This is a genomic window from Pseudomonas boreofloridensis (assembly GCF_030580795.1).
Classification (GTDB): domain Bacteria; phylum Pseudomonadota; class Gammaproteobacteria; order Pseudomonadales; family Pseudomonadaceae; genus Aquipseudomonas; species Aquipseudomonas boreofloridensis.
Genome location: NZ_JAUQOQ010000007.1, coordinates 167417 through 179427, shown reverse-complemented (window position 1 = coordinate 179427; position 12011 = coordinate 167417). Strand labels below are relative to the sequence as shown.

The 12011-nt window shown below is 63.9% G+C and carries 12 protein-coding genes; 8 read left to right on the top strand and 4 right to left on the bottom strand.

Going from position 1 to position 12011, the window contains the following annotated elements; translation table 11 throughout:
- The first annotated feature begins 73 nt into the window (after positions 1-73).
- Entirely contained in the window at positions 74-409 is a 336-nt protein-coding gene (locus Q6A47_RS11180; RefSeq protein WP_080754720.1) for a hypothetical protein, read from the top strand.
- Positions 410-453: 44 nt separating this feature from the next.
- On the opposite strand, the gene Q6A47_RS11175 is transcribed toward Q6A47_RS11180, so the two are convergent.
- Complete coding sequence (locus tag Q6A47_RS11175) at positions 454-753, bottom strand: hypothetical protein (RefSeq protein ID WP_029613269.1); 300 nt, start codon at positions 751-753, stop codon at positions 454-456.
- A gap of 280 nt (positions 754-1033) precedes the next feature.
- Positions 1034-1921: an EamA family transporter gene (locus Q6A47_RS11170; protein WP_304484338.1), complete on the bottom strand. Its 888-nt coding sequence runs from the start codon at positions 1919-1921 to the stop codon at positions 1034-1036.
- A 265-nt stretch (positions 1922-2186) separates the two neighbouring features.
- Here Q6A47_RS11170 and Q6A47_RS11165 point away from each other — a divergent pair, with 265 nt between their 5' ends.
- The 4 genes from Q6A47_RS11165 to Q6A47_RS11150 all read left to right on the top strand — a co-directional run bounded on the left by Q6A47_RS11165 (position 2187) and on the right by Q6A47_RS11150 (position 6619).
- The gene (locus Q6A47_RS11165) at positions 2187-3584 is read left to right on the top strand and encodes a purine-cytosine permease family protein (RefSeq protein WP_304484337.1); all 1398 of its coding nucleotides are present in this window, start codon (positions 2187-2189) and stop codon (positions 3582-3584) included.
- A 77-nt stretch (positions 3585-3661) separates the two neighbouring features.
- Positions 3662-4969 (top strand): substrate-binding domain-containing protein, encoded by a 1308-nt coding sequence (locus tag Q6A47_RS11160; protein ID WP_304484336.1) that lies wholly within the window; start codon positions 3662-3664, stop codon positions 4967-4969.
- 72 nt (positions 4970-5041) lie between these two features.
- Complete coding sequence (locus tag Q6A47_RS11155; protein ID WP_304484335.1) at positions 5042-5959, top strand: AEC family transporter; 918 nt, start codon at positions 5042-5044, stop codon at positions 5957-5959.
- A 48-nt stretch (positions 5960-6007) separates the two neighbouring features.
- Positions 6008-6619 (top strand): cell wall hydrolase, encoded by a 612-nt coding sequence (locus tag Q6A47_RS11150; protein WP_295488128.1) that lies wholly within the window; start codon positions 6008-6010, stop codon positions 6617-6619.
- A gap of 24 nt (positions 6620-6643) precedes the next feature.
- Here the strand turns inward: Q6A47_RS11150 and Q6A47_RS11145 are convergent, their stop codons facing one another.
- Positions 6644-8812, bottom strand: a complete 2169-nt coding sequence (locus tag Q6A47_RS11145) for a TonB-dependent receptor (RefSeq protein ID WP_304484334.1) — start codon at positions 8810-8812, stop codon at positions 6644-6646.
- A 253-nt stretch (positions 8813-9065) separates the two neighbouring features.
- On the opposite strand from Q6A47_RS11145, the gene Q6A47_RS11140 reads away from it, so the two are divergent.
- The 3 genes from Q6A47_RS11140 (at position 9066) to Q6A47_RS11130 (ending at position 10989) form a co-directional block, all read left to right on the top strand.
- Positions 9066-9926, top strand: a complete 861-nt coding sequence (locus Q6A47_RS11140) for a CAP domain-containing protein (RefSeq protein WP_304484333.1) — start codon at positions 9066-9068, stop codon at positions 9924-9926.
- A gap of 64 nt (positions 9927-9990) precedes the next feature.
- Positions 9991-10377 carry a VOC family protein gene (locus Q6A47_RS11135; RefSeq protein WP_039577115.1) on the top strand — a complete coding sequence of 129 codons (387 nt, stop codon included), beginning with the start codon at positions 9991-9993 and terminating at the stop codon, positions 10375-10377.
- A gap of 24 nt (positions 10378-10401) precedes the next feature.
- Positions 10402-10989 carry a hypothetical protein gene (locus tag Q6A47_RS11130; protein WP_304484332.1) on the top strand — a complete coding sequence of 196 codons (588 nt, stop codon included), beginning with the start codon at positions 10402-10404 and terminating at the stop codon, positions 10987-10989.
- A gap of 18 nt (positions 10990-11007) precedes the next feature.
- Here the strand turns inward: Q6A47_RS11130 and Q6A47_RS11125 are convergent, their stop codons facing one another.
- Positions 11008-11922, bottom strand: a complete 915-nt coding sequence (locus Q6A47_RS11125; RefSeq protein ID WP_304484331.1) for a site-specific integrase — start codon at positions 11920-11922, stop codon at positions 11008-11010.
- Positions 11923-12011: the final 89 nt, after the last annotated feature.

Here is a 12011-nt window from a genome sequence, read left to right as displayed (position 1 = left end):
CAGCCTAGGTAGTGCGCTACATCGTGGTAGCGCCAACTGTGAAAATCACCAACGAATGGGAAATGGGGGCTTTATGATGAACCTGAACAACAATCCGACGATCGACCAATTGGCCCGGCTGTTCGCAGCGCGAAAGGACAGCCACGACGACCACCTGCTGTGGGTCAGCCAGACCGGCGAGGTTCGCCTCGATCGTCTGCCGGCCAACACTGTCGAGGCCGAATCCGACCGGCACATGCCTGACAGCATGTGCGCCCGCTTCAAGGTCTACCGCCGCGGCCAAGGCTACGTCGGCAAGAAGGCCGCAGCCGATACCGGTTTTGTCGAGCGTGTGCTGATGACCCTGCAACAGCAATGGCCTGCCGCCCGTGAGCAGCAGGCCGTCAAGGTGATCGACCCACTCGACTGAGTGGCTCGCCACTGCTTGAGCCCGGCCCACAAGGCCGGGCTTTTTCATGCCTGGCGTCGCGCCAAGGGCGGTGTCACCAGAGCGCCGGTGGCCAAGGCTCGGGCGCGGTCCACACCCCACACCAGCGCGCGGGTCATGGTCTGTCCGGGCAATGAGCGGTGATACTCCTCGCACAGCGCCTTGCCGCCTTGGGCATACACGCCCAAGAACAACTGAGTGGCGCCAAGCCGCGACAGACGAACCTGCACGTCGATGCTGGTGCCGTCGCTCAACTCTTCGTCATGGCAGCGACTGTGCAGTTGGCTATCCGCCCATTTCCAATAGGTCTCATCCCTGACTCTCATGGAAGTCCATCCTCCTTTTCCCAAATGCCGCGTCAGAAAACCACAGTGACGCCTCTACGGCGAGCGTTAGCCGCCGTTCCACTGCGCCGGATCAAGACATCAGGAGATACACGTACCGTTCGGCTAAAAGTTAAGCGGCGCCGGCCATTCACTGACCTGTAAGAGCGCAGCGCGCGAGTTGAGGCTAGCCGGTGGAACGCTAACCGCCGGGGCAAATGGGATTTGCCCGACAAGTGGCACATTGCCGCTACCTAGCGCGTCATCCATGACGCCTACAGGTTTACTGGGCATGCACCGCCCGCAGGCGCTGGACCACACGCGGTCCGAACACGTTGATCAGCAGCCCCGCCATCACCAACAACGCGCCCCAGCCTTGGACGCTGCTCAAGCGTTCGCCCAGCAGCCATGCCGATGAACTCAGGCCAATCACCGGCACCAGCAGCGAGAACGGTGCCACCTTGCCTGCCGGATGACGCGACAGCAATGTGCTCCACAGGCTGTAACCAAGCATGGTGGCCACCAACGCCAGGTACAGCAGCGCCAACACCGAACTCATGCCGATATTGGCCAGCGCATGCCCCATGCGCTCAGGACCTTCAAGCCACCAGGACAGGGCCAGGAACGGCAGTGGCGGAATCAGTCCGCCCCAGATCACCAGCGCCACCAGATCGACCGAGCCGAATCGCCGCGTGATGATGTTGCCCATGCCCCACATGGCGCCCGCGCACAGGGTCAGCAGCAGCGCCACCAACGGAACATGGCCGCTGTCCTCACTGCCGATCAGCGCCAGCCCGCCCGCCGCGACCAGTAGCCCGAGCACGCTGGCAGGTCGCAGCCGCTCACCGAGAAACAGCGCGGCGAAACCCAAGGTGAAGAAGGCCTGCGATTGCAGGACCAGTGACGCCAGACCTGGGGGCATGCCGCTGTACATGGCCTGGAACAGGAAGGCGAACTGCCCTAGGGAGATGGTGGCGCCATAGGCGATCAGCCAGCGCCACGGCAGCTGGGGTCGTTTGATGAACAATACGGCGGGAAAGGCCACGAGCAGGAAGCGCAAGGCCCCCAGCAACATGGGCGGCAAGCCGTCGAGTCCGACCTTGATCACCACGAAGTTGACGCCCCAGGCGATGATGACCACCAGAGCGATCAGCAGGTCCTTGACTGGCATTGCACGGTTCCTTGTTCAGGCTTTTTATAGACATATTTCGTTACAGCATAAGGCTATTCCCGTTGCAGCGACCAGCACAGTTAAAGCCAAGGGTTGCACAACAGTAGGCTGTGACGACACGCGCCGCGGGCCTGACCGATCCTGACTCGCCTCTTCTGCACGCCGAAAGTTGGGTCACGCGAACGGATTGACCATCTTGTATATACATGCTCATATGACATGCATTGCCTCACCCGCCCATAACAACAACCACGCGGAGTCCAGCATGTCCAGCACGCCTGTAATCGAGCGCCGCTCGATCGACTACATCCCTCCCGCCGAACGCCACGGACGCGTCTACAGCCAGTTCACCCTGTGGCTGGGCGCCAACCTGCAGATCACGGCCATCGTCACCGGCGCACTGGCCGTGGTGCTGGGTGGCGATGTGTTCTGGTCGCTGATCGGCCTGCTGCTGGGCCAGCTCATCGGCGGCACGGTGATGGCCCTGCACGCCGCCCAAGGCCCGCGCTTGGGACTGCCGCAGATGATCTCCAGCCGCGTGCAGTTCGGGGTCTATGGCGCGGCCATTCCCATGCTGCTGGTGTGCCTGATGTACCTGGGTTTCACCGCCACGGGCACCGTGCTATCGGGCCAGGCCATCGGCCAGTTGCTCGGCGTCAGCGACAGCCTCGGCATCCTGATCTTCGCCGGCGTCATCGTTCTGGCCACCCTCGCCGGCTATCGAGTGATTCACTGGATCGGCCGCGTGGCCAGCGTGCTGGGCATCATCGCGTTCGTTTATCTGTTCAGTCGCATCCTGATGCTCGCCGACATCGGCCAGTTGCTGGACAACCGCCACTTCAGGTGGGCCTCGTTTCTGCTGGCGGTGTCGCTGGCCGCCTCCTGGCAGATCGCCTTCGGTCCGTATGTCGCCGACTACTCCCGTTACCTGCCACGCAGTACCTCGGCGCTGAAGACCTTCTTCGCCGCCGGCCTGGGCTCGGTGATCGGCGCACAGGCGTCGATGGTGCTGGGGGTATTCGCCGCCGCCATCGCCGGCAGCCAGTTCTCCGGGCACGAGGTGGCGTACATCGTCGGCCTCGGCGGCGCCGGCGGTGCAGCGGCGTTGCTGTATTTCGCCATCGCCTTCGGCAAAGTGACCATTTCCACCCTCAACAGCTATGGCAGCTTCATGTGTATCGCCACCATCATCAGCGGCTTTCGCGGCAGCGTGCAGATCAGCCGGGGCCAGCGCCTGCTGTTCGTGCTCGGCATCGTCGGCGCGGCGACGCTGGTGGCGTTGCTGGGCCAACATGCGTTTCTCACCGCGTTCAAGTCGTTCATCCTGTTCCTGCTGACCTTCTTCGTGCCATGGAGCGCGGTGAATCTGGTGGACTACTACTTCATCACCCGCGAACGCTACGACATTCCGGCGCTGGCCGATCCGAACGGGCGCTACGGCCGCTGGAACTGGCCAGGCATCGGCGTGTACAGCCTCGGCGTGCTGATCCAGATGCCTTTCATCGACACCAAGCTCTACACAGGTCCCATGGTCGCGCACCTGGGCGGGGTCGACGTGTCCTGGCTGATCGGCCTGGTGGTGCCGAGTCTGCTGTATTACTGGATTGCACGGGGCAAGGCCAGGCAGGCACCGGCCGAACTGATCGAGCCGCCGGCGCACTAGCGCGCACGGGCGCCGTCACTTTTCAGTCACACGCCTGTCGTAATCTGCCGGACACTCCTATGCCCAAGGACTCCGGCATGCGTCGCCCACTCGCCCTGCTGCTCTGCCTGCTACCCCTGCTGGTCCGCGCAGAGCCGGCCTGGCTGAGTATTCAAGGTTCGAACACCATTGGCGCAGCGCTGGCACCGGCGCTGGTGCGCGGATTCCTGCAAGGCCAAGGCGCACAGGCTATCCGCAGCCAGTCTGGCGGGCAGGCCAACGAGGTCGAGGTCAGCGTCATTAATGCCCACGGCGCGCCCCTGCGGATCAGTATCGCTGCCCACGGCACCCGCACCGGTTTCAGCGCCCTGGCCCAGGGCGAGGCCGATCTAGCGGCCGCCTCGCGACCGATCAGCGACGAGGAGGCCCGCGAGCTGGCGCACCTGGGCGACCTGCGCAGCGCCTCCAGCGAGCAGGTGATCGGCCTCGATGGCGTGGCCGTGGTCGTGCATCCCGATAACCCTTTGCAGGCATTGACCATCGCCGAACTGGCCAAGGTCTTCTCCGGGCAGATCCAGCGCTGGGAGCAATTGGGCGGGCACGCTGGCCCAATCCACCTGTACGCGCGCGACGATCGCTCCGGCACCTTCGACACCTTTCGCACCCTGGTACTGCGCCCGCAGGGCCAGGAGCTGTCACCCCAGGCCGCCCGCTTCGAATCCGGCGAAACCTTGGCGGCACAGGTGAAGGCCGATCCGGCGGCCATCGGCTTCAGCAGCCTGACCACCGTGCACGAAGGCAAAGCGCTGGCAATCGCCGAGGGCGACGCGCCGGCCCTGCTGCCCACCTCGGCCAACGTGGCCAGCGAAGACTATCCACTGTCGCGAAGGCTGTTCTTCTATTTGCCCACAAACCCCAGCGCACCCGCCAAGGCCCTTGCCGAGTTCAGCCAGAGCCCAACCGGTCAGGCGATCGTCGCCGCCCAGGGTTTCGTCTCCCAAGGCATCACGCCACTGACCATCGCCGCGCAGCCACGGATGCCCGCGCCGTATCGCGCCCTGGCGAACGAAGCGCAGCGCCTGAGTGTCAATTTCCGCTTTCAGGAGGGCAGCGCCAGCCTGGATAACAAAGCGCTGCGCGATGTACAACGCCTGGGCGATTACCTGCGTCAAGTGGGCAAGCTGCAGGACCAGGCGGTACTGGTCGGCTTCAGCGACCCCAAGGAAACCCCTGGTCGCGCCGCACTGCTCTCACGCCTGCGGGCCATGGCGGTGCGCCGCGAGCTGGCACGCGACGGGGTGCAGGTGAAGGATGTGCTAGGCATGGGCGATGAGCTGCCCGTGGCCGGAAACGAGCAGGAACACGGACGCCTGCGCAATCGCCGGGTGGAGGTGTGGGTCTACTGAGCGCAAACACGCGTTTCCTCCGCCCGCGCGGCTGGGTACTCTGTGCCGGTACCCGAACTCGGATCCGTGCTCATGCTGCCCCTGCTACTCACCACGCTCGTGCCCATCATCCTGCTCATCGCCCTAGGCACCGTGCTGCGCGCACGCGGCTTTCTCGCCGACAGCTTCTGGCCAGGCGCCGAGCGATTGAGCTACTACGTGCTGCTGCCTTCGCTGTTCCTGCATGGCCTGGCCACCGCCAATCTGGATGGCGTACCCGTGCTGGGCATGGTCGCCGTGCTGATGCTCTCGACCCTCATCGGCGGCGTGCTGCTGGTGCTCTACCAAGGACTGGCGCAGCACGATGGCGCCGACTTCACCTCGGTATTCCAAGGCGGAGTCCGCTTCAACAATTACATCGGTGCCACGCTGGCGGCGGGTATCTATGGCAGCGCCGGCATCGCCCTGGCGGCCGTGGCCAATGCCTCGATCGTGCCGCTGGTCAACTTGCTCTGCGTGCTGGTGTTCGCCCGCTTCAGCGCCCGGCACAGCTCGCCGTTCACGGTGTTCAAGGCAATCTTCGCCAACCCGCTGATCATCGGCTGCGCCGGGGGTCTGTTGCTGCGCGTCACCGGCATCGGCTTGCCCGCCGGATTGGAACCAACGATCAAGGCCTTGGGCCAGGCGGCACTGCCCCTTGGGCTGCTGTGCGTGGGCGCGGCATTGGGCGGCGCGCGCATGGGCCAGCAGGTCAAGCCGCTGGCGGCCGCCTCGGTCTTCAAGTTCCTGGTCATGCCGCTGACCACTTTCGGCCTGTGTCGCCTGCTCGGGCTCGGTGGTCAGGCGGCCGTCGTGGCAGTGCTGTTCCAGGCGCTGCCGACGGCATCGTCTTCCTACGTAATGGCCCGGCAGATGGGCGGCAACGCGCCGCTGATGGCGACCATCATCGCCTTGCAGACCGTGGCGGCGGCCGTGACGTTGCCGTTGATGCTAAGCCTTACCCTGGGTTGAAGCCGCGTGGTTAGAATGCTCGGATCCCAGTCACACGGACATCCGATCATGCGCCACCGGTGGATTGCGTTCAGCCTGCTCATCGCTCTGCCCTTCACACAGGTGCACGCCGCCGACAGCAACACAGCGGCCATCGCCGAAGACAAGGCCCAGGCGCTCGAGCAGAAGGTGATCGACGACGCGCCACCGCCCAAGCCCCCGGAAAAGATCACCGCTGCCGAGGTCAAGGCCGTCGACCCGGCCGGCCAGGCGCCGCTGGACGACAGCATCACCTGTCTGGCACGCACCCTTTACTGGGAAGCCAAGGGCGCCGACGAAAAGGACATGCGCGGCGTCGCCAATGTGGTGCTCAATCGCCTGGGCAAACCGGGCTTCCCCGACTCCATCTGCGGCGTCGTCAAGCAGGGTGTGGAAAACCGCAGTTGCCAGTTTTCCTGGTGGTGCGACGGGCGTCCGGATCAAGTCGAGGAGCCGCTGCGCTATGACATCGCCAAGGAAATCGCGCGCAAGGCGCTCAACCAGCAACTGCCGGACAGCACCGCCGGCGCGCTGTTTTTCCACGACCGCCACGTACGACCGAGCTGGGCGAAGACGTATCGGCGCACCGCCCAGACCCGCCATTTCTTCTTTTACCGCCCCAGCACAGCGCTGGCACGCTGAGTCCGGCTCGCTGACACGTCAACGTCAGAAGTCGACCGTGCCGGAGAACTTGACCAGGCGTGGATCGCCCTGGGTCAGGTAGCCGCCGTTGGCCGACGCCCAGTATGACGTGTCGGCCACGTTCTCCACGTTCATGCGCAGGGTGATGTCTTTGTCCTGAACCTTGAAGCGGTAGCGTGCACCTAGGTCGAAGCGATTCCAGGTCGGCAGGCTGAGGGTATTGGCCGGGTTGGCGTACTGCCCACCCGTGCGCAGCATGCGCGCATTGAGCGCTACGCCGGGAAGACCGGGAACGTCCCAATCGACGCTGGCATTGAGCTGGAACGTCGGCACCCCCACGGCATGATTGCCATCGTTGCTGCCGTTCTGGGTGTTCTTGAGCTCGGTGTCCATGCGTGTGCCGCCCGCCATGAGACGCAGCCCCTGAAGCGGCTCACCGAACACGCTGAGTTCGACGCCTTTGTTGATCTGCTGGCCGTCCTGCACGAAGACGTTGCCTTCGCGGTAGCCGTCAGTGGGCCGCTCGATACGATAGACCGCCAGGTTGGCGCCATAGCGCTGCTGGTCGAGTTTGATGCCGGCCTCGACCTGCTTGGTCTTGGCCGGCGGGAATACCTGGCCGACGTTGACCACTTCGCCACTGGCCGTGGCGCCTTGGGCTAAGCCCTGGATACTGTTGGCGTACAGCGACAGTGCTGGCGTGAGCTTGTAGACGATGCCATATACCGGTGTGGTGACCGCCTCGTCATAGAACGCGGTGCGCCCCCCGTCGACGCCCGTGCCGCGATAGGCGTAGCCCTCTACCCGCAGTTGCTGACGACGAAGGCCAGCGGTGAGCAGCAAGGTGTCGTCGAACAGACCGAGCGTATCGGACAGGGCCACGCTGCGGTTGCGCGTCTTGCCCGTGACTCCCGGGTCGCTCAGGAGGCCCGCGCTCGCGCTCACGTTGGCAGGACGCGGAACCGGCAAGGTGTCGTAGATATTGGTCGGCTGAGACTTATAGAAAACGTAGGCATTTTCCTGTTCGGTCCAGATGCTCGCCGCGCCCAGGTTCAGTTGGTGACTGACCAGGCCAGTCTGGAAGCGGCCGTTGAGCCCGGTCATGAAACTCGCGTTGTCTTCATTGTGCGGAATTTGCGAACCGGCGATGGTCGCAGCGCCGGTGGCCGCGTTGGTCAGCACGGGCGTGCCGTAGAAGCCGGTTTCGCGGGTGTGCTTGATGCCGCCAGCCAGGTAACCGCTCCAATGCTCGTTGAAGTCGTAGTCGCCCCGCAGCATGCCGAAGGTATCTTCGGTCTCGGTCCAGGACCAGTCCTGGCCATAGTTGTGGTCAGCACTGGGCGCATGCGGGATATCCGTGACACCCGCGCCCAGGCGCACGGAGTTACGCAAGTGGTTGACGCGCTGCTTCTGGTAGCCGAAGTCGCTCGAGACACGCAGTTGATCGCCGCGGTAGTCCAGGCCTGCAACGAACAGCTTGCTGCGCTGATTCTGATCGTCGACCGCCGTGTCGCCCTCGCGCTGGGACAGGTTCAAGCGTGCACCGAAACGGTTGTCTTCGCCAAAGCGCTGGCCAATGTCCAGATGCTCGCCAATACGCCCGTCAGTGGTGATGTCCTGGGTGTAGCGGCGGGTCGGGATGTCGTCAGCGCGCTTGGGCTGCAGGTTGACGTTGCCACCCAGCCCCGTGCCGGTGGGGCTGGCGCCGTTGAGAAAAGCGTTGGGCCCTTTGAACAGTTCCACCCGCTCTACCGCATCGGTTGAAATCATTTGCCTGGGCAGTACGCCATACAAGCCATTGAAGGCCACATCGTCGCCGCTGAGCGGCAGCCCGCGGATCACGAAGACCTGCGACTGATTGCCGAAACCAAAGGACTGGCGCACCGAGGGGTCGTTGAGCAGCACATCGCCGATGTCTTCGGCCTGCTGATCCTCGATCAGTTGCGCGGTATAGCTGGTCAGGGTGAACGGCACGTCCATCATGTCCTGATTACCCAGCACGCCCATCTGCCCGCCCCGGGCCACTTGCCCACCGGCGAACGTTTCAGGCAAAGGGCTGGAGGCCGGTTTGAAGGCGTCGGCATTGACGGCAGTGGCGTCAAGTACAAGGGGGCCGTCCGCCGCTTGGGCGCTCAGACCGACGGAACAGCAAAGCGCGATCAAGGTCGGACGCATCGGACAGGTGTAGGCCATGAAAGGCTCCTGAGTAGGTGATTGAAGAGCCTTCCTGGCCAGCATTATTGCAAGTGAGTCGCGTTTATAATCGATGTTGCGAATTATTTCCAACAAATCGCACTTTTTCGCGCGCGGCCTGTCTACTGCCTCTTTTGCCGCCATCGGCTCACCGATGGCTCACCGCAACACACAAGCCAGGCCAAAAACCGGTGGCTTGTGTAGGATGGGCAGCGCCCCCACCAGGCCACTGCCAGTCATAGGGAGATTCTTGATGCGCGTCCTGTCATCCCTCGCCTGCCTTGGCGCCCTGTCGCTGGGTTTGCTGAACCCGATCAACGTCCAGGCGTCGAGCGGCGATGAAGCGCAACTGATCGAAGCGATCAACCTCTACCGCAGCCAGACCCAACGTTGCGGTGGCGAGGCGTCGCTCGAGCTGCCGCCGCTCAACAGTGACACCCGCCTGGCCCTGTCGCCGGAAGGCACCCGCGACCTGCAGCAGGCCATGACGCGCGCCGCCTACCCCATGGTCAACGTCCAGGCCATCAGCCTGTCTGGCCCACGGGACGCAAAAGCGGCCATGGGCGCCATCGAGGAGAGTTTCTGCCAGGTGGTGCTCGATCCGCAGTTCGTCGATATCGGCGTCAGCCAGGAAGGCCGCGACTGGCGCATCGTGCTGGCGCGCCCGCTGCTCAGCGGTCGCCTCGGTGACTGGCAGGCAGAGGGACAAAAATTGCTGCAGGAAGTCAATGCCGCGCGCAAGCTGCCGCGCCAGTGCGGCGGCCAGCCCTTCGCCGCAGCGCAGCCCTTGAACTGGAATGCCATCCTGGCCGATGTCGCGGCCAATCACACCCGCGCCATGGCCAACCAGAACTTCTTCGACCATATCGACCACGACGGGCGTACCCCTGGCGATCGCGCAGAACTTGCGGGTTATCTGTACCAGCAGATTGGCGAGAACATCGCCGCAGGGCGCGACACGCCGCGCAAGGTGGTCGATGGCTGGCTGGCCAGCCCTGGCCACTGCGCTACCCTGATGAACCCCGACTACCGTGACCTGGGCGCGGCCTATGCGGTGGATCCGAAGAGCGATGCCGGCATCTACTGGACCGGCGTGTTCGGCTCGCCGCAGTGAAGGCTGGTCAAATGCAGCGCAGCGTCTTTACTTAGGGCTATGCCCCTCAGCAGCGAAGCCGCCTATGAAGATCGTGGTCACCCGCATCCTTGTCGACGACCAGGCCAAGGCCCTGGCCTTCTACCACTACATACTGGGTTTCCAGCCCAAGGACGACATCCCCATGGGCCGGCATCGCCGGCTCACCTTGACGTCGCCGAACGATCCGAACGGAGTGGAACTGCTGCTCGAGCCGGATACCCACCCCGCCGCCCAGGCTTACAAGGCTGCGCTCAAGGCCGAGGGCATTCCCGCCACCTCGTTTGCGGTGCGGGACATCCAGGCCGAGTACACGCGCTTGTGCGCCAGTGGCGTGCAGTTCGCCCAGCCGCCCACTGTGACCGGGTCAACGACCGTGGCGCTGTTCGACGACACCTGCGGCAACCTGATCCAGCTCAGCCAGCGTCATTGACGCCGCGCCCAAGGAGCCGAACCGATGCGCCACGAATTCAGCGAAGTGCTCAACGATCTGATCGACTATTTCCTGCTCGCCGACATTCAGCGTCTGGCGCGTTTCAAGGAGGAGAACGACCTGCCGGACGATCTGGCGCGCGCGTTCACCTCCGGCGACAGTGGCGATCGTGCGGTGCTCGAAGGCGTGGTTGTGCCCTTGGCGGGGGTCGACAACCTGCCCTACCGCATCATCTTCAGCCTGGACGAACCCATCCCCGCCCTGCTGGAACCCGGCAACCGCGTCGCACACCGCCGCGCAGGGTACGTGCTGCAGGTCGAACATCGCGCCTTGATGCTGTTCACCTGGCGCATCCTGCAGCATTTCACCCACAAGACCCTGGGCGATCTATTGGCCCGCTATCAAGTGCCTGGCCGTCCGATCATCGAACTGGACAACGGCTGGTATCACGTGGAGGTGCTGGCCGGTGCAGTGTTGAGAGAGGACTTCTATGAGCCAGCATTCGAGTTCGTGCTCAGGCGCACGCACTGCCAGCGTCCCACGGACGACATCGATGTGAGCTACCGCTTCAGCCTGGAAGAAAACCTCCTGCCCTCCACACTCGCCCGCTGACACTTCTCTGCCGCGAACTCAGTAATCGAATCGCTCAACCGCCCGCCGCCGCTCGTTGTCGTCGCGGCGGTCGTAGCCTGCGGTGGTCTGAATGTTGGCGTGGTGCGCCAGCTTCTGGGCAATGGAAAGGTCATGCTCCTCGATCACCCGCGTAATGAATGCACGCCGAAAATCGTGTGGCATGATCTTCACGCCCACCTGCGCGCCGCGCTGCCGAGCGATGTAGTAGATGGCATGCTTGGTGATACGTGCCCGAGTAATGTGATTGCCACGACGGATGCGGTTGAACAGAAAGCTGTCGTCTGTCACGCCGGTCGGCAGGTGCTCACGACGCAACGCCAGCCAGGCGCCAAGCTTCTCGAACGCCCACGGCGGGGCATATTTGATCAACTGCCGATTGCCCTTGCCCACGACCCGCAGGCTGCGCTCCTGGAAGTCGACATCGGCCAGGTCGATATCGACCGACTCGGACTTGCGCATGCCGGTGCCGTACAGCAAGGCGATGATGGCCGCATCGCGCACGCCCTGCGGTCGCGGGTCGGCAGCACAGACGTCCATCAGTTCGCGAATCAAGCTGCGCTTCAGGTTGCGTCCTGGCGGCAGGCGCGTGCCACTGGCGGGCTTGACCTCGCGAATGCGCAGCAGGTGTTCGTGGTCGATCAGTCCCTGGCGCCAGGCCTCGTTCATCACCCCGCGCACAGCGTTGACGTACAGCGATGACGTATTAGGGGCATAGCCATCGGTACGCAGCGCCGCCACCAGCGCAATGATGTGGCCCGCCTCGAGCCCGTGCCAAGGCACCGTGGCGATATCGTGATCGGCAAAGCCCAGGCGGTCGGCGGCATCCTGAAGGATGTAACGCAGGGTCATCTGGCTGGACGGCGCCAGGCGCGCCAGGTACTGCAGCACCGGATTTTGCACGGGGTGGGTCAAAACATGGATCCTGTCGCCGGCGACGGCGGTCTCAGCGCCATCAAATTGAAATCAAAGCACTTTTTGAGTGCCTGCGACGTGATGGTAAC